Origin of the sequence: Streptomyces pristinaespiralis (assembly GCF_001278075.1) — a bacterium.
Classification (GTDB): domain Bacteria; phylum Actinomycetota; class Actinomycetes; order Streptomycetales; family Streptomycetaceae; genus Streptomyces; species Streptomyces pristinaespiralis.
Window position 1 is genome coordinate 1,521,800 of record NZ_CP011340.1, and the last position, 22,281, is coordinate 1,544,080.

Genomic DNA, 22,281 nt, shown 5'->3' on the forward strand with positions numbered 1-22,281 from the left:
GCCCCTCAGCGAAGGTCGTCGAAGACCGCTCTCAGATTCTCCAACGCCTGTGCCACATGCGGCAGTTCCAGCGGCTCGGCGGAGGCCAGCGACTCGAGCCGCTGCTCGGCGGTGGCGCCCAGGAAGGGCGCGGTGTCCAGCCTGACGTGCAGGGCGCCCAGTTCGTCGCCGAACCGGTGCCCGCCGGGCACCGGCGTGCCGAGGCGCCCGGTCAGATGCTCCTCCAGCTCCATGGAGTCGCTGATGCCCAGCTCGGCGAGCCGGCCACGCAGCGGGCTCAGGTCGGCGTAGAGGTGCCGGCCCGCCTGCGGGGGCCGGGAGACCGCGCCGGCCGCCACAACGGTGCGGTGCACGGCGGCGGCGGTCCGCGCGTGCAGCGCGGCGGCTTCCGACGCCCGCCCGGTGATCTCCGGGGGCTCGTCGAGCGCGTGCGCCGCGGCGGCGGCGACCGGAGCGGGGACGACCGCGCCGAGCGCGGTCAGGATGTCGAGGGTCCTGGCCCGCCGGGCGGCGCCCTCCTCGCCCTGCGCGAAGCGGGCGACGGAGACGGGCCAGGAGGACGGGAGGAGCGCGCCGGCCAGGTCGCTCAGGACCGTCACCTGCTCCGCGTACATCTCGGCGGGACTGACCAGCACCGTCTCGTGCGGCTCGTGGACGGTGTCGCGCCAGGTCTCGTCGCTGATGATGTGCAGCCCCTCGCCGACCGCCGCCTCGCAGACCTCGCTCAGCATCTCGGGCGGGGTGACCGTGGCGGTCGGATCGTCCGCGACGGACAGCAGGAGCAGCCGGGGCCGGCCGCCTTCCAGCCGCACCCTGCGCACGGTCTCGAGCAGCGCGACCGGGTCCGGCACACCGCCGCACTCCGCGGGGACGGGCACGTGGTAGGCGGGACGCCCGAGCAGCCGCACCTGCGGGGTCCACCAGGCAGGGCACGGACGGGGCATCAGTACGTCACCGCCGTACGCGCCGAGCAGCGCGAACAGCAGTGACTGCGCGCCGGACGCGGCGACGACCTCACCGGGGCGGCTGCGCAGTCCGCGACGCCACCAGTATCCGCAGGCCGCCTCCCGCAGCGTCGGCCCGCCGCCCGGCGGCTCGCCCTCCGCCGCATCCGCGGCAGCGGCCAGGACGTCGCTGAGCGCGGGCAGCACGGGAAGCCCCGCGTCGGGGGCGGGCGGCCCGTAGCGGACGGGGCCGTGGCCCTCCCGATCAGGTCCCGTCATCCCATCCACCTCCACCGCTCACGCGCCCCGGCTCGTCTGCCCGTCCACGAGCCCTTTATACGGAGGATCCTCGCCCGGCGCCCCGCAGGAGGGGCCGTCCGCCGGTGCGGCATGGCCTGCGACACGGATGGCGTGCGGTCCGGCGTGCCCGGGGCGGTCCCGGGGTAATCGCGGAACATGTCCGACGCACACGCACCTCACCTTCCAGGCACACGACCGGCCGGCGGGCAGCCGCTCCGCGGGCGGATCACGGCGCTGCTCGGGCGATGGGACCGCAAGGTCTTCCACACCGTGGCGACACGGGAGTGGCCCGGCGCGGAGCCGGTGCTGCCCCGGCTGAGCCGCAGCGCCAACCACGGCCTCCTGTGGTTCGGCGCGGCCGCCGGGATCGCCGCTCTGGGCCGTGACGCGCGCTCGCGGCGTGCCGCCGTGCGCGGTGTCGCCTCCCTGGCCGTCGCCTCCGCCGTCATCAACACCGTGGGCAAGCGCTCCGTGCGCCGGGCACGGCCGCTCCTCGACGCGGTGCCCGTGATACGGCAGTTGAAGCGGCAGCCCTTCACCACGTCCTTCCCCTCCGGGCACTCCGCGTCCGCCGCCGCCTTCGCGACGGGGGTCGCCCTGGAGTCGAAGAGCTGGGGAGCCGTCGTCGCGCCCGTGGCGGCGTCCGTCGCCTTCTCCCGCGTCTACACGGGCGTCCACTTCCCGAGCGACGTGCTCGTCGGCGCGGCGCTGGGGGTGGGCGCGGCGTTCGCGGTGCGCGGCGTGGTCCCGACCAGGTCGCAGCTGCCGGCCCCCGGCACGCCGCACGCCGACGCTCCGCAGATGCCCGACGGCGAGGGCCTGATCGTGGTCGTCAACCGCGAGTCGGGCTCCGCCGGCACGGCGCCGGTCGTGCAGGAGGCACTGCCGAGGGCGGAGGTGGTGGTGTGCGACCCCGACGAGCTGCGGACCGAGCTGGAGAAGGCCGCGGGCAGGGGACGCGCGCTGGGCATCCTCGGCGGGGACGGGACGGTCAACAGGGCGGCGGCGGTGGCCGCCGCCCGGGGCGTGCCGCTGGCCGTCTTCCCCGGGGGCACGCTCAACCACTTCGCGTACGACCTGGGCATAGAGTCCGTCGAGGACACCTGCCGGGCACTGGCCGCGGGTGACGCGGTCCGGGTCGACCTGGGCAGGTTCACGCCGGGGCCGGACGGCAGCGAGGAGCCGGGCCACTTCCTCAACACGTTCAGCCTCGGGGTGTACCCGGACCTGGTGCGCGTCAGGGAACGCTGGTCTCCGCGGATCGGCGGCTGGCCCGCCGGAGTGCTGGCGGCGGTACTGGTCCTGCGCGGCCGGCGGCCGTTGGAGGCGGAGGTACAGGGCAGACGGCGCCCGATGTGGCTGCTGTTCGCGGGCAACGGCGTCTACAAGGGCGTCGGGCCGACGCCGGGCCACCGGCAGAACCTCGTGGACGGCCTGCTGGACGTCCGCGTGGTGCACGGCGGCCGCGCACCCGGCTGGCGGCTGCCGGCCGCGGCGCTCATCGGCAAGCTGCACCGCTCCCCCGTCCATGCGACACGGCACCTGCGGCGGCTGCGCATCGGCGGCCTGGCACCGGGGACCCTGCTCGCCTACGACGGTGAAGTGGCCCTGGCGCCGCCGGAGTTGGTCCTGGACAAGGTCCCGGAGGCGCTGACGGTCTACCGTCCGCAGGATCTTCTCTAGCGCCGGGGCCGCGTCCCTCACGCGCCTGCCGCGTCCTGCCGCGCTCCTGCGGCGGCGTCAGAAACGCAGCACGTACCGCCGTTGCCACGGCGTCTCCACGGCGCCCCGGTGGTAGTGGTCGCGCACATACGCGACGGCGTCCTCGGCGGGGACGCCGTCCAGGACGGCCAGGCAGGCGAGTGCGGTGCCCGTGCGGCCGCGGCCGCCGCCGCAGGCGATCTCGACCCGTTCCGTCGCGGCGCGGGTCCATGCCTGTTCCAGCAGGGCGCGCGCCTGCCGGGGGTCGGCCGGCAGCCGGAAGTCGGGCCAGCGGATCCAGCTCGCCTCCCAGTCGGTCGCGGGAGGCTGCCGGCCGAGCAGATAGACGCCGAACTCCGGCCGGGGACCGGCCGGCAGCGGCTTGCGCAGACCCCTGCCGCGCACCAGCCGACCGCTCGGCAGCCGCATGATCCCGTCACCTTCGGATGGCCATGTCTCCGTCACCCGGCCAGCCTATCCATCCGCCCGGGCTGTCCACCATCCAAGACACGGGTCTTGAAATACGGGACGGAGGCGTAGCGTTGCGGCATCGCCTCAGCAGAAGGAGACAGGTCATGCCGCAGGAGACAGCCGTCTACACGCACGGGCACCACGAGTCCGTACTGCGCTCCCACACCTGGCGCACCGCGGCGAACTCGGCCGCCTACCTCGTCGGTGAACTGCGCCAGGGGGCGGACGTGCTGGACGTGGGCTGCGGGCCCGGCACCATCACCGCCGATCTCGCGGAACTGGTCGCGCCGGGGCGGGTCACGGCCGTCGACGCCGCGGAAGGCGTGCTCGAGCAGGCACGGGCGCACGTGGAACAACGCGGCCTGGACAACGTGCGGTTCGCCGTGGCCGACGTCCACGCGCTGGACTTCCCCGACGACTCCTTCGACGTCGTCCACGCCCATCAGGTGCTCCAGCACGTAGGTGACCCGGTGCAGGCGCTGCGCGAGATGCGGCGGGTGTGCCGCCCCGGCGGGATCGTCGCGGCACGCGACAGCGACTACGAGGCGTTCGCCTGGTACCCCCGGCTCCCGGCGCTGGACGAGTGGCTGGAGCTGTACCGGCGGGTGGCCCGCGCCAACGGCGGCGAGCCGGATGCCGGCCGCAGACTCCTCTCGTGGGCCCGCGCGGCCGGCTTCACCGACATCACCCCCAGCGCGGCGGCATGGTGCTTCGCCACACCGGCGGACCGCACATGGTGGAGCGGCCTGTGGGCCGACCGCACGGTCGCCTCTGTGTACGCGGAGCTCGCCGTGGAGGGCGGGCACACCACGCACGAGCGGCTGCGGACGATCGCCGACGCGTGGCACACCTGGGGCGACCACGACGACGCATGGTTCATGGTTCCGCACGGAGAGGTGCTCTGCCGGGTGTGACCCGCCCCGCCCACGGGCCCGCCGGGCCCGATTCCGTCGCGCGGGATCGCCAACTACCCTCGCCCGTATGGAGATCCTCGGAACCACGCTCCGCATCTGCGTCGACGACCTGGAAGCCTCCGCCGCGTTCTACGAACGCCTCACCGGCGCCCCGCCGCTCCGGTTCGAACGCGGCGGGGTCTCCGTGGCGGCCGTGGGCTGCTTCCTGCTGATGAGCGGCCCGGAGGCGGAACTGGAGATCCTGCGGAAGGTGTCGGCGACGATCGCCGTGAAGGACGTGGACGAGGCGTACGCGACCCTCACCGGCATCGGCGCACGGGTGCTCGCGGGCCCGGTGGAGACCCCCGTCGGCCGCAATCTGATCGCCGTCCATCCCGACGGCTCGGTCTTCGAGTACGTCGACCGCCGGCCGGCCGCCTGACGACGGTGCACGTGGCGCCGCCCGCGCCGCGGAAATCGGTCGCGTCCCAAGAGGGAAGCCGTTAACTTCCGTCTGAGCGCACCGAGGTACGAGGCGCGACGGCGAAGGGAGCCGGTCATGGAGACCGACGGCGCGCGGACCGACCGATTGGGCCTGCTGCTCGACCAGTTCGACAAGGCCAGGGAGATGGCTCAGGTACGGCTGACGGGACTCGGTGACGAGGAGTACCTGTGGGAGCCGGTCGCCAACTCCTGGTCGATCCGGCGCCGGGGCGAAGCGGTGACGCCCAGGGCGTACGGGCCGGGCGAGTGGGTGATCGACAAGGGCGCCCCCGACATCCCGGCGAACGAGTACGCCGAGATCGCCCGGCAGGCCGCCGGCGGCATGACGGTCGCCAAGATCGCCGACGACTGGAGCGTGAGCGTCGAGCGGGTCGAGCAGGTCCTCGCCCACACCGGGGAGCTCGAGCCCGACGACACGCCGATCACCACCATCGCGTGGCGGCTGGGGCACCTGCACTCCTGCTTCGCGGGCCAATGGGAGTGGACCTTCGGTGAACGGCGGCAGGAGCCGAAGCTGCTGGTCGACTTCACCCCCTCCGCCGACCTGGCGCTCGAGCGGTTCTGGAAGCTGATCGACCGCTGGCGCGAGAGCGTCGCCACCGTCACCGAGGAGCAACTCGACACGGTGGGCTTCTCGCAGTACCCGTACGGCTCCGATCCCGACGACCCGTTCATCACCGTGGTGGCGGGCGCCAACCTCGAACTCATCCACCACATGGCCGAGATCGCGCTGCTCCGCGACCTGTGGCGGGCCCGCTTCACCACGTCCGGGTAGGCGAGAGGGAGCCGCGAGGGTGCTCCCTCGCGTTCCGGATCCGCACGGCTGGGGCGCTTCGATGTCCGGCCTGCCGCGTCAGGCAGGCCGGGCAGGCCCGCTCGTCATCTCCCGGGTGATCGCCCAGCGCTCGTGGTCGCGCCAGGCGCCGTCGATGTACAGGAAGTCGGGCGAGTACCCCTCGAGCCGGAAGCCGACCGACCGTACGAGCCCCAGTGAGGCAGTGTTGCCGGGCTGGATGTTGGCCTCCAGGCGGTGCAGACCGAGCCCGCTCGCCGCGAAGGCGTGCGCGACCAGGAGCCGCAGGCCCTCCCCCATCAGGCCGCGGCCCACGGCGTGCGCGAAGGCCCCGTAGCCGACGGCACCGCAGAGAAACGCGCCGTGGACGATGTTGTTGATGTTGATGTACCCCGCGATCCGGCCGGCCGGACGCTCACACACCAGGAAGCCCGCACGGGCCGGGTCCTCGATGAGCCGCCGCGCGTACCCGGCGAAGTCGTCGGGCGTGAGCGGCGGGAAGAGCCAGGGGCGGTGGAGCTCCTTGCTCCGCCGCGCGGCCGCGGTGAATTCGGCGGCATCCGCGTACGTGAGACGGCGCAGGGCGACGTGAGTGCCGGTGGCGACGTACGGGTCGCCCGAGGAGGACCGGGGTTCGGACTCGGACATGGCGTCAGCTTGTCATGCGACCACTCCCGCGGTGTCATGCGGCCTCGCCCCGGAGGCGGTCCGCATGCCCTCGTGATCCCGTGCGCCGGGCCACATCGGTGAGACACTTGTCTGACAGGGTCGGCTCCGCCTTCATGGGATCCACCGGGGTCCCGTGGGATCGTACGGGTTCGAACGGGGCCCGCCCCCGCGTGGTGAGCCGAGGAAGGGCCGGTCCAGTGGCAGTCAGCAGGCAGCAGCGCAGGCCCGTCGTGGTCCTGTACGAGCGGATCGCGGACGCCATCCGCGAAGGCGTCTATCCGCCCGGGTCCACCCTGCCCTCTGAACCCCGGCTCGCCGGCGAGCTCGGCGTCAGCCGCCCCGCCCTGCGTGAGGCGCTGCTGCTGCTCCAGGAGGACGGCCTGCTGTCCGTCCGCCGGGGCGTCGGACGAACGGTCAACGCCCATCCGCCCCGGCGCGGATACGAGCACCTCCAGCCGCTGGAACACCTGCTCTCCGGCGGCGGAGCGCCGCTGCGGGTGCGGCCGCTGCTGCGGACGACGGAGGAACCGACCGACTTCACCGCCCAGCACCTGCTCGCGCCCGCCGGGTCCGAGCTGCGCTTCTGGGAGTCCCTGCTGAACGGCGACGGCGCGACGGGGGTGCTGAGCCACGAGTGGGCGGCGCCGGAGGAGACGCTGGAGGCGGCGCATCCCGCGTTCGCGGCGGCGCTGCGGGAGGCCGCGCCCGCGGTCTCGATGCTCGCCGCGCTGACCGGGGCGTCGCGCGGCATCGCCCTCACCGCGCACAGCGGCGTCAGCGCGACACTCCTCGGCACCCGCCGCGGCCGGCAACTCGACCGGGCGGCGGACACACCGGCGGTACTCGTGACTCAGGTGGTGCGGGTCGGGGAGGTGCCGGTGCTGGCGGCGAAGCATGTGCTGGCGACGGGTGCGGCGGCGTTGCCGGTACGCCAGTCGAACTGACGCAACGCCGCGCCTGCGGCGGGCCTGTTCCCCACCCCGTCACTTCCCGAACCGGGCTCCGCCCGGGCTCGTACCGCGCTCCGCGCGGTGTTCCGGGGGCTCCTCCCCCCAGGCCTGGCGGCGTAGGGACCCCACCGCGCCTCGAACGCCGGCGGGGCTGATCTCGCGTAGCGAAATGCAGCCCGCCCGGGGGCACCTCCCACGGCCGCCAGGCCGTAGGGGGAACTTGAGGGCACCGTGCGGAGCGCGGTACGCCGCCCGCAGGGCGGCACGGGTCCGGCGCCTGCCCGGCCAGGGGCGGGCTGGGGAACAGGCTCCGCGCAGCGGCTCCGCAGTGACCCGTGCCGTACACTCCCCGGATGCACTTGTCTGACATCTTGCGCGCACCCAAGGCCGTCCTCCATGACCACCTCGACGGCGGCCTGCGGCCCGGGACGATCATCGAGCTGGCTCGCGACTGCGGCTATCAAGGGCTGCCGACCGAGGACCCGGCCGCTCTCGCCGTCTGGTTCCGGGACGCCGCGGACTCGGGGTCGCTGGAGCGTTACCTGGAGACCTTCGCCCACACCTGCGCCGTGATGCAGACCCGCGAGGCGCTGGAGCGCGTCGCCGCCGAGTGCGCGGAGGATCTGGCCGCGGACGGTGTCGTGTACGCCGAGGTGCGGTACGCGCCCGAGCAGCACCAGGAGCGGGGGCTGGGGCTCGACGAGGTCGTGGACGCGGTCAACGCGGGACTGCGGGAGGGCGAGCGGCGCAGCGGCGGGAGGATCACCGCGCGGGCCCTGCTCACCGGCATGCGGCACACCGACCGCTCCCTGGAGATCGCCGAGCTGACGGTCGCGCACCGCGAGCGCGGCGTCGCCGGGTTCGACATAGCGGGCGGTGAGGTCGGCAATCCGCCGGCCCGCCACCTGGCCGCCTTCCAGCACCTGCGGCGCCACAACTGCCACTTCACGATCCACGCCGGCGAGGCGGTCGGCGCGGAGTCGATCCACGAGGCCGTGCAGGTGTGCGGCGCGGAGCGGATCGGCCACGGTGTGCGCATCACGGACGACATCCGGGTCCACGACGACGGCACCGCCACGCTCGGCCATCTCGCCTCGTACGTGCGCGACAACCGCATCGCCCTGGAGGTCTGCCCGACCTCCAACCTCCAGACGGGTGCGGCGAAGTCGTACGACACCCATCCGATCGACCTGCTGCGGCGTCTCGGCTTCCGCGTCACGCTGAACACCGACAACCGTCTGGTCTCGGGCACCACCATGAGCGAGGAGTTCCGGCACATGGTGGACGCCTTCGGCTACGGGCCAGAGGTGTTCGAGGAGTTCACGGTCGCGGCGGTGGAGTCGGCGTTCCTGCCGCTGCCGGAGCGGCAGCGGCTGATCGACGAGGTGATCCGGCCCGGATACGCGGCCCTCGGCGCCCGGGCCTAGGAAGGAGGAGGCCGCCCACGCGGTGGCACTCGTCAGGCCAGCGCCGGCACGTCCAGCGTCAGCGTCCCGGCGTCCGCGTCCAGTACGGCCGGGATGCCGAGCGGCATCGTCAGGTTCGTGGGGCCGTGGCCGAAGCCGAACTCCTCGAGGACGGGGACGCCCAGCCCGCCGAGCCGGTCGGAGAGGACAGCGCGGACCTGTTCGTAAGGGCCGCACTCCGCCCAGGAGCCGAGGACGACGCCCGCGACGCCCTCGAGCCACTTCGCCCGCAGCAGCTGCGTGAGGATCCGGTCGAGGCGGTAGGTCTCCTCCTCCACGTCCTCGATCAGCAGCAGCCCGCCCCGTGCGGACGGCCGGGCGTCGGGTGTGCCCAGCTCCGCGGCGATCAGCGACACGCACCCGCCGAGGGTGACGCCGCGGGCGCGGCCGGGCACCATGGGGCGGGCGGCCGCGAGGCCGTGGAGCCGCTGCACGGTCTCCGGCTCGAAGAGCGTGGCGCGCAGCGAGTCCTGGGTGCGGGCATCCTTGAGGAAGACCTCCGTGCCGCTCATCGGACCGTGCAGCGTGGCGAGGCCCATCCGCACCGCGAACGCCTCGTGGAGCGCGGTGATGTCGCTGTAGCCGACGAAGACCTTGGGTCCTGCGGCGCGCATCGCGTTCCAGTCGGCGAGGTCGACCATCCGCTGGACGCCGTACCCGCCGCGGGCGCAGATCACGGCGGAGACCGACGGGTCGCACCACGCCTCGGTGAGATCGCGCGCACGGTCCTCGTCCGTGCCGGCGAGGTACCCCAGCTCCGGGTGCGTCTCGCGGACATGCGGCATGACGACGGGGTCGAGGTCCCAGCCGCGCAGGATGTCCAGACCGGCGTCGAGGCGCTCCTCCGGTACGGGTCCGCTGGGCGCGACGACGGCGACCCGGTCCCCGGCCCGCAGACGTTGCGGACGTGCGAGCGGTTCCAGGTTCGTCATTTCCTCAGCTCCAGCAGCGGGACGTCCGGCCGGGTGACGCCGAAGGTCTGGGCGTACAGGGACAGTTCGGCCTCGAGCGCCCGGACCAGGGTGTCGGCCCTGCGGAATCCGTGGCCCTCGCCCTCGAACGCGATGTAGGCGTGCGGGACCCCGCGCCCCGCCATCTGTTCCAGGAACCGGTCGCACTGGACCGGCGGGCAGATCACGTCGTCCAGGCCCTGGAGCAGCAGGAAGGGCGCGTCGATGTGGTCGACGTGGTTGATCGGCGAGCGTTCCCGGTAGCGGGCGGGGACCTCGTCGAGCGGGCCGACCAGCGACTCCAGGTACCGCGACTCGAAGTCGTGGGTCTCGCCCGTGGCCCAGGCGTGGAGGTCGAGGATCGGGAAGATGACCGTGCCGCAGGCGTACACGTCGGTGGTGGCGAGCGAGGCCGCGGCGGTCCAGCCGCCGGCGCTGCCGCCCCGGATCGCCAGCCGGGCGGGGTCCGCGGTCCCCTCGTCGGCGAGCGCCTGGGCGACGGCCGCGCAGTCCTCGACGTCGACGACGCCCCACTGTTCCTTGAGCCGGTCGCGGTACTCACGGCCGTAGCCCGTGGAGCCGCCGTAGTTGACCTCGGCCACCCCGATGCCACGGGAGGTGAAGTAGGCGATCTCCAGGTCGAGCACGAGGCCCGCCCGGCCGGTCGGGCCTCCGTGCGCCCGGACGACGAACGGCGGCAGCTCCTCGTCGGGCGCCACCCGGTCGGGGCTGTGCGGCGGGTAGATGTGGGCGTGGATCTCCCGGTGGCCCGGCCCGGTGAAAGTACGGATCTGGGGCTCTGGGTAGTACGCCGGGTCCACCGGGTCGTCGTGCGGGCTGCCGACGACCCGGGCGCGGCCGGTACGGGTGTCGAGCTCCACGATCTCGTAGGCGCTGCGCGGGCTGGCCGCCACGCCGAACACCCGGTCGCCGTGCACGGCGAGGGTCGGCGCCCACTCGCTCCACGGTCCCGGGGCGTCGACGAGTTCGCCGGTCTCCGGGTCCAGTATCCCGAGCGCGGTCGCCCCCTTGCCGTGGATGACGGCGATCAGGCCGCCGGGCAGCGGCAGGAACCACTGCGAGCCGATCTTCCACAGCGGCCCGCCGAACTCCTCACCACGGCCCGGACACAGCGGTGTGCGCTGCGCGGCGTCCAGGGCGCCGGGCCTGATGCGCTGCAGTTCCCACCATCCGCCGCCGTCGGCGCTGAACAGGAGGGAACCGTCCGGGGCCCATTCGACCTGGGCGACCGACTCGTCGCTCTCGCCGGCCACCGGCCGGACGTTCTCGAACGGGCCGTGTTCCGTCACGTCGCCGACCATGACGACGGTGCCGTCCCACGGCATCCGCGGGTGGTCCCAGGCGATCCATGCCGCCCTGGTCCCGTCGGGCGAAAGCCGGGGCCCGGTGACGAAGTGGTGCCGGTCGTCGCTGAGTTCGCGCACCGCGGACCGGTCACCGGCGGCCGAGCCGTCGAGCGGCACGGCGGCGACGACCCGGCGTACGTCGGTGGGCGAGGGTCCGGTGAACTCCTCGAGGACGCACCACACCTCGCCGCGCTCCGGTCGCGGTTGCGGGTCGGCCCAGCGCAGCCCGCCGCCGACGTCCGACATGGGGGTGAGCGGCCGCGGCTCGGCGCCGGGCCGGTCGGGCTCGTAGGCGTAGAGCCGCTGGTCGGGGAAGTGGACGAACACGACGAGCGGGCCGTGCTCGGCGCGGTCGACGCCGGCCCAGGGGATGCCGCCGTACTCGATGACGCGGCTGCGGACGTTCCACGGGGCGGGGAGCACCGATTCCTCCGCGCCGTCGGGCCGCCGGCGCACCAGGGCGCGTCTGCCGCCCTCGTCGGGCCGGGGCGCGGTCCACCACACCTCGTCGCCGACCACGCCGAGATACTCGGGGCGTCCGTCGTGCGACGCGGCGAGGGCCGCGTCGATCGGCGACGGCCAGGTTCCGTAGGCCCCGGTGGGCACCATGTCCGTTCCCCCTAAGCGGTCTGCAGATAGTGGTCGAGGACCCGGACGCCGAAGTGGAGGGCGTCGACGGGGACGCGTTCGTCGACGCCGTGGAAGAGCGCCTGGTAGTCGAAGCCGGGCGGCAGCTTCAGCGGGGAGAAGCCGTAGCCGGTGATGCCGAGCCGGGCGAACTGCTTGGCGTCGGTGCCGCCCGACATGCAGAACGGGACGACGTGGGCGTCGGGGTCGAACGCCTCGATCGCGGCGCGGAGTTTGGCGAAGGTCGGGGAGTCGACGGGTGCCTGGAGGGCGATCTCGTTGTGGTAGAAGTCCCAATGGACGTCGGGGCCGGTGAGCGCGTCCATGGTCGCGTGGAACTCTTCGTCGGTACCGGGGAGGATCCGCCCGTCCACGTACGCGGTGGCGTTCCCCGGAATGACGTTGAGCTTGTAACCGGCGTTCAGCATCGTCGGGTTGGAGCTGTTGCGCACCGTCGCCTCGACGAGCTTGGCGGCCGGGCCCAGCTTGGCGAGCAGCTCGTCGACGTCGAAGCCGACGGTCTCCAGGTCCGCCCGGGTGACGTCGATGCCGTGCAGCGCGGCGAGTTCGAGCAGGGCCGCCTTCACGGTCGGTGTGAGCCGTACCGGCCAGTGGTGTTCGCCGATCCGGGCGACCGCTGCGGCGAGCCGGGTGACGGCGTTCTCGCGATTGACCTTGGAGCCGTGGCCCGCCCTGCCGTCCGCGGTGAGCCTCATCCACGCCGTGCCGCGTTCACCGGCGGCGACAGGGTAGAGCGCCATGTCGGGGCCGGCGTGGAAGGTGTAGGCGCCGGATTCGCTGATGCCTTCGGTGCAGCCGTCGAAGAGCTCGGCGTGCTCGGCGGCGAGGAAGCCGGAGCCGTCCTCCGCGCTGGCCTCCTCGTCCGCGGTGTAGGCGATCACGATGTCGCGGCGGGGCCGGATGCCGTGCCGGGCCCAGGCCCGTACGACCGCGAGGACCATGGCGTCCATGTTCTTCATGTCGACGGCGCCGCGGCCCCACACCACTCCGTCACGGATCTCGCCGGAGAAGGGGTGGACGGTCCAGTCGGCGGGCTCCGCGGGGACCACGTCGAGGTGGCCGTGGACCAGGAGCGCGTCGGCGCCCGGGTCCCAGCCTTCGTAGCGGGCCACCACGTTGGTGCGGCCGGAGGTGCGCTCCAGCAGCACCGGGTCGAGCCCCGCGTTGACCAGCCGCTCGGCGACGTACTCGGCGGCCGGCCGCTCCCGGCAGTCGCCGCCGCCCCGGTTGGTGGTGTCGATGCGGATGAGCTCGGAGGTGAAGGTCACCACCTCGTCGAGGGCGCGGGCGTCGATGGGGGTCTCTGTCACGTCAGCCATACTGCTCCTCCACGGCGGCGGAGACGATCGTCGTGACCGCCTTGAATGTGCGGATGCCCTCGTACATCGTCCCGCTGGTGTACACCACCCGTCTCTCGCCCCGGGCCCGTGCCACGCCCGGGACGACGGTGGCCGCCGCCGCGAGGTGCTCGGCGTCGAACTCGAGCTCCACGGTGAACGGCCCGCCCTCGACGGGCGCCCCGCGTACGGCGAGGGCGGCGGCCTCCTTGGCCGCGGCGCGGATGTCCGCCGCGGTGCGGGCGGGGGTCCGGCAGACGGCCGCATAGCGCGAAACGTGGTCCTTGACCGCGACCTTGAGCGCGCCAGGGGCGTAGCCGAGGGCGTCCTCGCAGGTCAGGTCGTCGCCGGTGACGAGGACGACGGGCACACCGTATTCGGCGACGACGTGGGCGTTGAGCAGGCCCTCGCTCGCGCGGACGCCGTTCAGCCAGACGCCGGTGATCGAGTTGGCGAGGTAGGTGTGGGCGAGGACGCCTTCGGAGCCGGCGCCGGTGTGGTAGCCGATGAAGGCGATGCCGTCGACGTCGCCGTGCTGGACGCCCTCGACCATGGACAGCGACTTGTGACGCCCGGTGAGCATCTGGGCGCGCTCGTCGAGTTCCTCGAGGAGCAGGTTGCGCATCGTCCAGTGCGCTTCGTTGATCAGCACCTCGTCGGCGCCGCCGTCGAAGAAGCCGAGGACGGCCGCGTTGACGTCGGAGGTGAACATGGAGCGGCAGCGTTCCCACTGGGGTGTGCCGGGCAGGACGTCGGCCGGCCATGTCACCCCCGTGGCACCCTCCATGTCGGCGCTGATGAGGATCTTCACGGCTCTCTCCGTTCCACCACGGCCACGCTGCCAGAAGTGCACCTTACGACAGCGTGGCCGTGGAGCGGAGGGGCTGGTCACCCCGCGTTCCGGCCGCTCCGGCAGGCGGCCGGGCGCGGGCCGCTAGCCGAGTACCTTCTCCAAGGAGGCGAGGGCCGAGCCGAGTTCCTCACGGGTGATGGTCAGCGGCGGCGCGATCCGGATGGTGGACCCGTGGGTGTCCTTCACGAGGATGCCCTCGGCCATCAGCCGTTCGCTGATCTCCCGGCCGCTGCCGATGGCCGGGTCGACGTCGACGCCCGCCCACAGACCGCGGGAGCGGAAGCCGACGACGCCCTTGCCCACCAGCCCGGTGAGCCCGTCGCGCAGCACCTCGCCCAGCTCGGCGGCCCTGCGCTGGAACTCTCCGGTGGCCAGCAGGTCGACCACGGCGGAACCGACCGCAGCGGCCAGCGGGTTGCCGCCGAAGGTGGAGCCGTGCTCGCCGGGACGCAGCACGCCCAGCACGTCCCGGCGTGCGACGACCGCGGAGACGGGGACGATGCCGCCGCCGAGGGCCTTGCCGAGGAGCAGCATGTCGGGGACGACCGACTCGTGGTCGACGGCGAGGGTCGTGCCGGTGCGTCCGAGGCCGGACTGGATCTCGTCGGCGATGAACAGGCAGCCGGCCCGCCGGGTCAGCTCGCGCACGCCGGCGAGGTAGCCGTCGTCGGGGATGAGCACGCCCGCCTCGCCCTGGATCGGCTCGATGAGCACGGCGGCCGTGGTCTCGTCGATCGCGTTCTCGAGCGCGGCCAGGTCGTTGTAGGGCACGATGCGGAAGCCGGGCGTGAAGGGGCCGAAGCCGCCGCGCGCCGTCTCGTCGGTGGAGAAGCTGACGATGGTGGTGGTGCGGCCGTGGAAGTTGCCGTCGGCCACGATGATCGTGGCCCGGTCGGGTGCGACGCCCTTGACCTCGTAGGCCCATTTGCGGGCGACCTTGACGGCGCTCTCGACGGCCTCCGCGCCGGTGTTCATCGGCAGGGTCATCTCGAGGCCGGTGAGCTCGGCGAGGCCCTCGGCGAAGCCGGCGAGCCGGTCGTTGTGGAAGGCGCGCGAGGTGAGGGTGACCTCGTCGAGCTGGCGGTGGGCGGCGGCGACGAGGCCGGGGTGGCGGTGGCCGAAGTTGAGCGCCGAGTAGCCGGCCAGCATGTCGAGGTAACGGCGGCCCTCGACGTCCTCGACCCAGACGCCCTCCGCGCGTGCGACGACGACGGGCAGCGGGTGGTAGTTGTGCGCCAGCGCCGTGTTCTCGGCGCGGATGAGCTCCTCGGAGGAGCGCTGCGTGCGTACGGGGGTGAGAGTCATGCGCGGATCTCCTGAGTGCAGCACTTGATGCCGCCGCCGGCCTTGTGGAATTCGGACATGTCTACGGGGACGGGCTCGTATCCGTGCGCGGCGAGCTGTCCGACGAGTGCCTCGGCCTGCGGGGCCACCAGGACGTGGCGGCCGTCGGACACGGAGTTGAGGCCGAAGGCCATGGCGTCCTCGCGGGTGGCGACCACCGCGTCGGGGAACATCCGCCGCAGCACCGCGAGGCTGCCCGGCGAGAACGCCTCCGGGAAGTAGGCGATGTTCGCGGGGTGCCCGTCGCTCCCGTCGTCGAGGACGAACAGGGCCGTGTCGAGGTGGTAGAAGTACGGGTCGACGAGCTGGAGCCCGATCACCGGTACGCCGAAGAACTCCTGCACCTCGCGGTGTGCCTCGGTGGTCGTACGGAATCCGGTGCCGGCCAGGATGTGGCCGCCGACGGGGACGAGGTCGCCCTCCCCCTCGCACACCGACTCCGGCCGGTGCACGTCGAACCCTGCGACCTTGAACCAGGCCGCGTACGCCTCTTCCTCCAGCCGGCGCTGCGGCGCGTGGAAGCGGGAGCCGAAGACCTTGCCGTCGAGGACCAGCGCGCAGTTGGCGGCGAAGACCATGTCGGGCAGTTCGGCGTGGGGCTCCACGGACTCGACCTTGTGGCCGAGAGCGCGGTAGGCGTCGGTCAGGGCGTTCCACTGGGACCGTGCGAGGTCCTGATCGACCTCGCTGTTCCCGCTCATCCACGGGTTGATGGCGTACTTCACGTCGAAGTAACGGGGTTCGCAGACCAGGTAACGCCTGGGGCGAGGCACGCGGCTGGGTGGCACCCGGGGTTCCTCCCGATTCCTGAGATGGCCGGTGACGACCGGTGACGACCGGTGACGTCTCAACGGTAGGAATCGGGAGGTTCGGGCGACAAGGAACAAGCGCTGCGTGTATGCGCAGCATTCCTGCGTCGTGCGGCCCCTCGGCGGCGTTTCGCGTCGCAGGACCGGTCGACACCACCCGTTCGGGCTACGCGGGCGGCGCGCCGTACCAGCGCCAGATGGCGGGGCGTGGCCGCCCGGGGAGGTCGGTGCGGCCGGTGCACCAGAGCAGCGCGGGCCAGGGGGCGGTGTCCGCGGGGGCGTCGGGGAACAGCCGGGCGAGCACCCGCGAGCAGATGCCGGCGGGCGGCTCCCAGGTGAGGCCGAGCCCTGCCGCGATGTCGTGGGTGTGCACCAGGGTCTCCACGATGCCCATCGCGGCGAAGCCCTCGGGATCGGACGCGCCGAAGACATGGTGGGAACGCACCCCCGGCGAGGTCGTGCGCACCATGGCGACGAGCAGCGCGCCGCCGGCCTCCAGCACCTCGAGCAGCCCGTCGGGGCCGGCGGCGCGGTCGGCGTGGACGGAGTTGGCCGGGCCACCGGGCCGGCGGCTCCCGTAGGAGAAGGCCACCTCACGGTCCTGCGGCGGGGTGCGGGGGCCGAGTTGGACGGCGTAGGCGAAGAGGTCGTCGGCAAGGTGCTCGACGGTCTCCCAGCAGGTCCACTCCAGCGTGCCCGCGTTGCCGTCCCAGGCCGTCCCGGGCACCTGGCGGAGGGCGGCCACGGCGAGCTGCACGGCGTGGTCGAGGTCGTCGGCGGTGACGGGAGGGCGGCCGTTCACCGCTCGAACGCAGACGTGGTCGCGACGTGGTGCTCGGCGTCGTCGGGCCCCGGGACCGGGCCGGCTCCCGGCTCGACGGCGGGTTCGGTCCGCAGGAACGCGGCGTCCCGTGTCGGTTCGCCGGGGGCGTGGAGCCCGGGCTCGTCGTCCGTGCACACCCGGCGGGAGAGGCGCGCTTTGTCGTACGCGGAAAAGGCAGGCATGGGCCGAGACCTTTTCACCGGCGGTCCGCCGGGGGCAACCGTGTTTGTGCGCGGGAGGTCACACGCCGGCGTCGCCGCTCGTCGCGGCCCGGCCGGCGCCGGCCTCCGGGCTGCCGGTCAGCAGGTGGGACAGCACCATGTAGCTGATGGTCTTGCGGATGAACGGCTCGGCCCGGATGCGTTCGAGGACCTCCTCGAAGTGCTCGACGTCCGTCGCCCGGACATGCAGCAGCGCGTCCGCGCCGCCGGTCACCGTCATCGCGGCCGTGATCTCCGGGTGGTTGCGCACGACCTCGGCGAGGCGCCGGGGCGGGGCCGCGCCGTCGCAGTACACCTCCACGTAGGCCTCCGTGGCCCAGCCGAGGGCGGCGGGGCGCACCGTGGTGGTGAAGCCGGTGATGATGTCGTTCTCGCGCATCCGGTCGACCCGGCGTTTGACCGCCGTGGCCGACAGGCCGATCGCCGTGCCGATCTCCGTGAAACTGGTCCGCGCGTTCGCCACCAGGGCCGCGACGATCTTGCGGTCGAGCTCGTCGAACGGCGCGGATCTGTTCGTCATCTCAAGGTTCCTCCGGACGGCCCTGTCGCGCGCGGACCCTATCGGAAGATGGCCATGGCCTGCACTTCCAGCACCGCCTCCTCGGCGTTCCAGTCCTGGACCTTGCCGAGGCAGCGGGCGGAGAACGTGCCGGACGGCACCTCGTTGCGCAGCCCTTCCGTGGCGCAGGTGACCCGCACGCGCGGCCCCTGGGAGGCATCGTCGGGGTCGCCGTAGGGCGCGAGGAGCACCGTGGACTCGTCCGACCTGCTGATCTTGCGGAACCGGCCGCGGATGAGGACGAAGTCCTCGATGTCGCGCAGCCGTACGTCCTGCTGGGAGGACCGGCCCTCGCCGCCGGGCCGGTTCGCCAGTGCCCGGGTGAGTGCCGCGTTCCGTCTGACCGTGCCGCCCGCGAGGTCGACATGGACGATGACGTCGTTCTCCTCGAGCACGTCCATGATGATCCCGATCACCGAGATGGGTTCCGCGACCTCCATGTACTTGCTGACGATCTCGCTGTTGTCACGTCTCCCGCCGCCGGCGCTCAAACCGAAGACGGTGGCTCTGATGGTGCCGTCCTTGCTGTCGCTGGTCCGCTGCTCGACCTCCCTGCGCAGCGCCGCCGCGTAGCCGCGCATCTGGTAGTGGTCCATGACGGACCGGTCGTGGAGGTAGAAGCAGATGCTGTAGGTGAGGTTGCGGGCCCCGCCGCGCCGGCCTCCCGCCAGCCGTGCGACGGCGAGGACGAGCAGCGCCCCCGCCCCTGCCGCCGTCAGGAGCCACAGCAGCATCCAGGGCCACCAGACGCTCCACCACATCTCAGTGAACACACCCACGGATCTCCTTGAACGCGCTGAGGAGGGACCGGTCGGTGGCGTCGACCATGCGGCCGCCCGTCGCCCGTGCCCCTCGGTCGAGTTCCCTCGTGTCCGCCTCGCCGTAGCGGATCGTGTACGTACGCACCCGGCGGGCGTCCTCCGGCAGCCTTGCGTGCGCGCGGACGAAGGCGTCCACGTCCATTCCGGCGTTGTTCTCGCCGTCCGTCATCAGGACGATGGAGACCCGTCGTTCCGGCCGGTCGACGAGATCGCGGGCCACGGCGCGGTAGGCGTGGTCGAGGGAGGACCAGATGGCGGTGGATCCGGCGAAGTCGTCGGACGCCACGACGCCGCGCAGCCGGTCCAGGTCCCGCGGCCCGTCGTAGGTGATGTTCCGCTCCTCGAGCACGCGCCCGCCGAACCGCATCACGGTGAGCGTCTCGCCCCGGTAGAAGCGGACGAATTTCCCCGAGGGCGAGTCGTCGCCGCCGGCGAGACCGTCGATGGTCTCGCGCAGTGCGGTGATGCGTTCGCCGCGCATCGAGCTGGAGAAGTCGAGGACGAAGATCACCTGGGCGGCCCGGTCCCGCTCGGGGTCCCCGTAGTCCGCGAGGAGCCGGTCGACGACCTTCTGGTCGTCGGGGAAGTACAGAGCGTTGCCGACCGGCTCGCTCAGCCGGTCGATCCGGGGCACCCCGGGGTCGATCGGCCGTCGCAGGGTGCGTTCCATGATCTTCTTCTGGACGGGTCCGCTGCGCAGCCAGTCGACCAGCCTGTCGTAGGCCGCCCGTTTGGACGGGTCGAGCAGCAGCAGCGGATAGTCGGAGAGCACCATTCCGTCCCTGGGATAGACGATCTCCAACGGTTCGCGGAGCTTGCCGCTGCTGTTGAGCGCCAGCAGTTCGGACTCGTAGGTGATCAGCCCGTTCAACTCGTCCTGTCGCGCGGCGTAGCCGTCGGCGAGCTTCCCGGAGGCGTCGCCGGTGAGGAGGTGTCCGGCGAAGAAGCCGTGCAGCCGCTCGCAGGAGACGTCCTGCGGACGCAGGGCGGTGCCCGTGCCCGCGGCGGCCGTCGCCACGCCGACGAGGGCCGCGAGGCCGCTGTTGGTGTGCCGCGGGTCGGCCATGCCGAAGCGCAGCGATCCGTCCGCGGCGGCGTCGGCGGCGTCCGCCCAGGAGATCCGGCCGCCCGCCGCGGCCTTGCGCAGCCGGTCCGCGGTGGCCCGCTTCACGCCGAGGACGACGGGCGAGCGCATGATGTTGGTGGCCAGCGGTTTCTCCCCGTGCCCGCCGTTCGCCTTGGCCTTGAGCAGGTAGTAGCGGTCGGAGGAGAGCCAGGCGACGTCGTACCGGGGGCGGCCTTCGTGCGCCGCGAGTTCGTTGCTGGCGTCCACCGTGCCGCGGTGGTCCGTCTCGAGCGTGATCCCGGTGTCGCGGCGCAGGTCGTCGAGCAGGGGGGCCATGTCGGCGAGTTCGGAACTGGCCAGCATCCGCAGGGTCACCGGCTCGGGGCGGCCGGGCGCGCAGGCCGTGGCCGCGGCGAGCCAGAGGCCCGCCATGCACAGGGCGATCAGGGCGGTCAGCCGGCGCCGCGGCCCCATCAGGGCCGCCCCGGCAGGACCTCGGCAGGGGGACAGTCGCCCACGACGGAGATCATCCTCTCCAGGTAGCGAAGCCTCGGCATGGCGGTCCGGGTGTCGTCGCCCTCCGTGGCGGGGGCGGGGATGCCGCGGTCCTCGAGGAAGCGCGTCAGCTGGTCCCCTGCGACCTGCCCCGTCGGATCGAGGATCCGGAAGCCCAGCTCCATGGCGCGCTGCCGCAGTTCGGGATCGTGCGTGATCAGCTCACCGAGCCGGTCGCCGTCCTCGTTGAGGGCGATGAACTGCGGCTGGGTGACGAACTGTCCGGAGGGGTAGAGAAGGACCCGCTGCTCGTCGAGCTTCTTCGACCGGGCCTTGTAGTTCAGCTGGTAGGCGAGGTACTGGTGCTCGTAGGCCACAACCACGGGCGCGATGTTCTTGCCCTCCGGCGACACATAGGTGCGGAACACGTCCGCGGCGGGCAGGCCCTGTTCCATCAGGTGCTTTATCGCGCGTCCGCGCGCGTCGGCCTCCTGATCGGTGTCGGGCACCTCCTCGCCGTCACCGTGCCAGGTGAACGCCACCAGGGCCAGGTAGGTGCCGGCCGAGTTGGAACCGCAGACGTCGGGGGTCTGCGCGACGATGCGGTTGGCGTTGGCGATGCCCTGCCGCTCGATGCCGATGTCGTCCCAGCGCTTCTTGTCGTGGATGTGGCGCAGGAAGCCGGCCATGTCCAGGACGTAGTAGGGCGGCTGGTCCGCGTCCGATCCGGTCCCCCGGTGCGCCTTGGCCACGCCCGCCTTCTCCAGGGTCCTGGCGTACTCCCGGTAGGTGGCCAGCACGATCGGGCTGACGAAGGGGCGGTGCACCTTGGCGTACTGGTTGCTCTTGGCCCGTTCGGCGGTGATCAGGTCCCCGGCGGGCTGGCCGGAGGGGAAGACGAAGTCGTACGAGGAGATGTCCCGGATCGCGACCTCGCGCGAGCCCGACGCCGTGATGTGCACCCGTATGTGATGCTTCATCAGGATCCGCTGGACCTCTTCGTCCTCGAAGAAGTCCCGCTTGGACGCCATCTTCCCTTCCAGGGTGATGACACCCTGGAAGGGCAGCAGGACGTTCCCGGACACGGCCAGCACGCCGACGCCCGTCAGCACGGCGGCCAGCAGGGGCAGTACGACGAGGAGGAAGCCGCGTCTCGACCATGACGAACGCGATTCACGCCTGATGCCCAGCCGCGGTTCCGCCGTGACCCGTCTCTCTCCCACAGCCACGGGCGCTCCCCCTTCGTCCCCCGCGTCACCTCGGGAACAGCCTTACCCTTCCGGGCGGCTCCCATCCGACGACACGGCCAACATTCGGTGAACAACTCCGTTGGCACGGCGCGCTGTTGAGGCTCGGCGCCCCGGTCAGCCGTCGGCCAGGCGGACGGTGCTCAGGACCTTGGCGACGACCGTGTCCGGCACCTCGTCCCCCACCCCCTTCGCTCCCACGAACGTCCAGGAGACGATGTCGCCCTTCGGGTTCTTGAAGGCGAAGGCGGTCGCCTTGCCGTCGCTGTCGCACTTGCCCTCGGGTTCGACGCCCGTGGAGGAGGCGGTCGCCACACTGCCCGTGATGCCGGAGGCGGTGGTGTACGGCTCGGCCGCGCCCTTGGTCACCTTGGCCTTGTCCGGCTGCGTGTAGCCGCCGTACACCCACAGGGAGGCGTTGTCCCGGGCGGCCTCCTGCGGCGTCTTCGCGCCGCGTTCGGCACGGGAGCCGGCGGCGGCGAGCCAGGTCTCGTCCGACGAGCCGTCGAGGTCCGCGTCGGCGACGCACCACTTCTCCTTGAGCATCGCCGGGGCGGAGAAGCCGACGAGGGGGATCTCCTCCGGGTCGGCGTCGTCGGCGACATAGGTCGCCCAGGACGCCGGCTTGAGGCCCCACTCGGGCGGCACGTCGAAGACGATGCCGGTCCTCGGGTTCGTCACGGCCCGCCAGCCGGGCACGGTCGGCTGCTCGCCGGCGTCCGTACGGGCGTCGTCCGCCACAGGTGCGGATGAGGACGGAGCGGGCGGGCGGGCGCTGTCGTCACCGTCGCCGCCGAGGACCAGATATCCGGTGACCGCGGCGGCCACGACGACGACCGAGGCCGCGACCACGGCGACGACCGTGGCGCTCCCGCGGCGATCTCGGCCCGACACGGCGGGGCCGGCGGGCTGCGTGGGCATGTCCCACGGCTGCTGCGGGCCGCCCGGCGGCCCGTAGGAACCGGGTCGCGGGTGGCGCGGGTCCTGCCCGCCTTCCGGGTGCTGCTGTCCAGGCCTCATGTGCAGCAACCCTAGATCGCGCCCCGGACC

General features: G+C 72.7%; 22 protein-coding genes. 6 read left to right on the forward strand and 16 right to left on the reverse strand.

Annotation, left to right across the window (positions count from 1 at the left end; all coding sequences use genetic code 11):
* Positions 1-5: 5 nt before the first annotated feature.
* Positions 6-1,223, reverse strand: coding sequence for an aminotransferase class I/II-fold pyridoxal phosphate-dependent enzyme (locus SPRI_RS06305; RefSeq protein ID WP_053556753.1), 1,218 nt, complete (start codon positions 1,221-1,223; stop codon positions 6-8).
* A gap of 177 nt (positions 1,224-1,400) precedes the next feature.
* On the opposite strand from SPRI_RS06305, the gene SPRI_RS06310 reads away from it, so the two are divergent.
* Positions 1,401-2,927 (forward strand): bifunctional phosphatase PAP2/diacylglycerol kinase family protein, encoded by a 1,527-nt coding sequence (locus SPRI_RS06310; RefSeq protein WP_078951212.1) that lies wholly within the window; start codon positions 1,401-1,403, stop codon positions 2,925-2,927.
* A 57-nt stretch (positions 2,928-2,984) separates the two neighbouring features.
* Here SPRI_RS06310 and SPRI_RS06315 read toward each other — a convergent pair whose 3' ends face one another.
* Complete coding sequence (locus SPRI_RS06315) at positions 2,985-3,410, reverse strand: protein-tyrosine phosphatase family protein (protein ID WP_005309445.1); 426 nt, start codon at positions 3,408-3,410, stop codon at positions 2,985-2,987.
* 110 nt (positions 3,411-3,520) lie between these two features.
* Between SPRI_RS06315 and SPRI_RS06320 the strand changes: the two genes are divergently transcribed.
* The 3 genes from SPRI_RS06320 to SPRI_RS06330 all read left to right on the forward strand — a co-directional run bounded on the left by SPRI_RS06320 (position 3,521) and on the right by SPRI_RS06330 (position 5,588).
* Positions 3,521-4,330: a methyltransferase domain-containing protein gene (locus tag SPRI_RS06320; protein ID WP_005309446.1), complete on the forward strand. Its 810-nt coding sequence runs from the start codon at positions 3,521-3,523 to the stop codon at positions 4,328-4,330.
* Positions 4,331-4,397: 67 nt separating this feature from the next.
* On the forward strand, positions 4,398-4,751 hold the full coding sequence (locus SPRI_RS06325; protein ID WP_005309448.1) for a VOC family protein: 354 nt from the start codon (positions 4,398-4,400) through the stop codon (positions 4,749-4,751).
* Between the two features lie 117 nt (positions 4,752-4,868).
* Positions 4,869-5,588 (forward strand): DinB family protein, encoded by a 720-nt coding sequence (locus SPRI_RS06330; RefSeq protein WP_005309449.1) that lies wholly within the window; start codon positions 4,869-4,871, stop codon positions 5,586-5,588.
* A gap of 78 nt (positions 5,589-5,666) precedes the next feature.
* Here the strand turns inward: SPRI_RS06330 and SPRI_RS06335 are convergent, their stop codons facing one another.
* On the reverse strand, positions 5,667-6,254 hold the full coding sequence (locus SPRI_RS06335; protein WP_005309450.1) for a GNAT family N-acetyltransferase: 588 nt from the start codon (positions 6,252-6,254) through the stop codon (positions 5,667-5,669).
* A 218-nt stretch (positions 6,255-6,472) separates the two neighbouring features.
* Between SPRI_RS06335 and SPRI_RS06340 the strand changes: the two genes are divergently transcribed.
* Both SPRI_RS06340 and SPRI_RS06345 read left to right on the forward strand, forming a co-directional pair.
* Positions 6,473-7,219 carry a GntR family transcriptional regulator gene (locus SPRI_RS06340; protein WP_005309451.1) on the forward strand — a complete coding sequence of 249 codons (747 nt, stop codon included), beginning with the start codon at positions 6,473-6,475 and terminating at the stop codon, positions 7,217-7,219.
* Positions 7,220-7,578: 359 nt separating this feature from the next.
* Entirely contained in the window at positions 7,579-8,652 is a 1,074-nt protein-coding gene (locus SPRI_RS06345; protein WP_050791690.1) for an adenosine deaminase, read from the forward strand.
* A gap of 32 nt (positions 8,653-8,684) precedes the next feature.
* On the opposite strand, the gene SPRI_RS06350 is transcribed toward SPRI_RS06345, so the two are convergent.
* From SPRI_RS06350 to SPRI_RS06410, 13 genes are all read right to left on the reverse strand, one after another.
* The gene (locus SPRI_RS06350; RefSeq protein ID WP_005309455.1) at positions 8,685-9,623 is read right to left on the reverse strand and encodes a S66 peptidase family protein; all 939 of its coding nucleotides are present in this window, start codon (positions 9,621-9,623) and stop codon (positions 8,685-8,687) included.
* Positions 9,620-11,617, reverse strand: a complete 1,998-nt coding sequence (locus tag SPRI_RS06355) for a S9 family peptidase (RefSeq protein WP_005309457.1) — start codon at positions 11,615-11,617, stop codon at positions 9,620-9,622. Before SPRI_RS06355 ends, SPRI_RS06350 begins: the two co-directional genes overlap by 4 nt.
* An 11-nt stretch (positions 11,618-11,628) precedes the next feature.
* Positions 11,629-12,975: a M20/M25/M40 family metallo-hydrolase gene (locus SPRI_RS06360; RefSeq protein ID WP_037773284.1), complete on the reverse strand. Its 1,347-nt coding sequence runs from the start codon at positions 12,973-12,975 to the stop codon at positions 11,629-11,631.
* Positions 12,968-13,804, reverse strand: a complete 837-nt coding sequence (locus SPRI_RS06365) for a M55 family metallopeptidase (RefSeq protein WP_005309461.1) — start codon at positions 13,802-13,804, stop codon at positions 12,968-12,970. Before SPRI_RS06365 ends, SPRI_RS06360 begins: the two co-directional genes overlap by 8 nt.
* A gap of 123 nt (positions 13,805-13,927) precedes the next feature.
* The gene (rocD, locus tag SPRI_RS06370) at positions 13,928-15,151 is read right to left on the reverse strand and encodes an ornithine--oxo-acid transaminase (RefSeq protein WP_005309464.1); all 1,224 of its coding nucleotides are present in this window, start codon (positions 15,149-15,151) and stop codon (positions 13,928-13,930) included.
* Positions 15,148-15,978, reverse strand: a complete 831-nt coding sequence (gene ddaH / locus SPRI_RS06375) for a dimethylargininase (protein WP_005309465.1) — start codon at positions 15,976-15,978, stop codon at positions 15,148-15,150. The genes rocD and ddaH overlap by 4 nt, the downstream gene beginning before the upstream one ends.
* A 187-nt stretch (positions 15,979-16,165) precedes the next feature.
* On the reverse strand, positions 16,166-16,801 hold the full coding sequence (locus tag SPRI_RS06380; RefSeq protein WP_005309467.1) for a maleylpyruvate isomerase N-terminal domain-containing protein: 636 nt from the start codon (positions 16,799-16,801) through the stop codon (positions 16,166-16,168).
* On the reverse strand, positions 16,798-17,004 hold the full coding sequence (locus tag SPRI_RS06385; RefSeq protein WP_005309468.1) for a hypothetical protein: 207 nt from the start codon (positions 17,002-17,004) through the stop codon (positions 16,798-16,800). The genes SPRI_RS06380 and SPRI_RS06385 overlap by 4 nt, the downstream gene beginning before the upstream one ends.
* Before the next feature lie 58 nt (positions 17,005-17,062).
* On the reverse strand, positions 17,063-17,563 hold the full coding sequence (locus SPRI_RS06390; protein ID WP_005309470.1) for an Lrp/AsnC family transcriptional regulator: 501 nt from the start codon (positions 17,561-17,563) through the stop codon (positions 17,063-17,065).
* A gap of 38 nt (positions 17,564-17,601) precedes the next feature.
* Positions 17,602-18,375 (reverse strand): hypothetical protein, encoded by a 774-nt coding sequence (locus SPRI_RS06395; RefSeq protein WP_238996200.1) that lies wholly within the window; start codon positions 18,373-18,375, stop codon positions 17,602-17,604.
* Entirely contained in the window at positions 18,365-19,963 is a 1,599-nt protein-coding gene (locus SPRI_RS06400) for a vWA domain-containing protein (RefSeq protein ID WP_037773290.1), read from the reverse strand. The genes SPRI_RS06395 and SPRI_RS06400 overlap by 11 nt, the downstream gene beginning before the upstream one ends.
* Complete coding sequence (locus SPRI_RS06405) at positions 19,963-21,213, reverse strand: hypothetical protein (RefSeq protein ID WP_106428398.1); 1,251 nt, start codon at positions 21,211-21,213, stop codon at positions 19,963-19,965. The genes SPRI_RS06400 and SPRI_RS06405 overlap by 1 nt, the downstream gene beginning before the upstream one ends.
* 135 nt (positions 21,214-21,348) lie before the next feature.
* Positions 21,349-22,251 carry a hypothetical protein gene (locus SPRI_RS06410; RefSeq protein WP_078535206.1) on the reverse strand — a complete coding sequence of 301 codons (903 nt, stop codon included), beginning with the start codon at positions 22,249-22,251 and terminating at the stop codon, positions 21,349-21,351.
* Positions 22,252-22,281 lie beyond the last annotated feature (30 nt).

Bases quoted from the DNA above. Each gene is read 5' to 3' on its own strand.
- SPRI_RS06305 (WP_053556753.1), bottom strand. From the start codon at position 1,223: ATGACGGGACCTGATCGGGAGGGCCACGGCCCCGTCCGCTACGGGCCG.
- SPRI_RS06310 (WP_078951212.1), top strand. From the start codon at position 1,401: ATGTCCGACGCACACGCACCTCACCTTCCAGGCACACGACCGGCCGGC.
- SPRI_RS06320 (WP_005309446.1), top strand. From the start codon at position 3,521: ATGCCGCAGGAGACAGCCGTCTACACGCACGGGCACCACGAGTCCGTA.
- SPRI_RS06325 (WP_005309448.1), top strand. From the start codon at position 4,398: ATGGAGATCCTCGGAACCACGCTCCGCATCTGCGTCGACGACCTGGAA.
- SPRI_RS06330 (WP_005309449.1), top strand. From the start codon at position 4,869: ATGGAGACCGACGGCGCGCGGACCGACCGATTGGGCCTGCTGCTCGAC.
- SPRI_RS06335 (WP_005309450.1), bottom strand. From the start codon at position 6,254: ATGTCCGAGTCCGAACCCCGGTCCTCCTCGGGCGACCCGTACGTCGCC.
- SPRI_RS06345 (WP_050791690.1), top strand. From the start codon at position 7,579: ATGCACTTGTCTGACATCTTGCGCGCACCCAAGGCCGTCCTCCATGAC.
- SPRI_RS06350 (WP_005309455.1), bottom strand. From the start codon at position 9,623: ATGACGAACCTGGAACCGCTCGCACGTCCGCAACGTCTGCGGGCCGGG.
- SPRI_RS06355 (WP_005309457.1), bottom strand. From the start codon at position 11,617: ATGGTGCCCACCGGGGCCTACGGAACCTGGCCGTCGCCGATCGACGCG.
- SPRI_RS06360 (WP_037773284.1), bottom strand. From the start codon at position 12,975: ATGGCTGACGTGACAGAGACCCCCATCGACGCCCGCGCCCTCGACGAG.
- rocD (WP_005309464.1), bottom strand. From the start codon at position 15,151: ATGACTCTCACCCCCGTACGCACGCAGCGCTCCTCCGAGGAGCTCATC.
- SPRI_RS06385 (WP_005309468.1), bottom strand. From the start codon at position 17,004: ATGCCTGCCTTTTCCGCGTACGACAAAGCGCGCCTCTCCCGCCGGGTG.
- SPRI_RS06390 (WP_005309470.1), bottom strand. From the start codon at position 17,563: ATGACGAACAGATCCGCGCCGTTCGACGAGCTCGACCGCAAGATCGTC.
- SPRI_RS06400 (WP_037773290.1), bottom strand. From the start codon at position 19,963: ATGGGGCCGCGGCGCCGGCTGACCGCCCTGATCGCCCTGTGCATGGCG.
- SPRI_RS06410 (WP_078535206.1), bottom strand. From the start codon at position 22,251: ATGAGGCCTGGACAGCAGCACCCGGAAGGCGGGCAGGACCCGCGCCAC.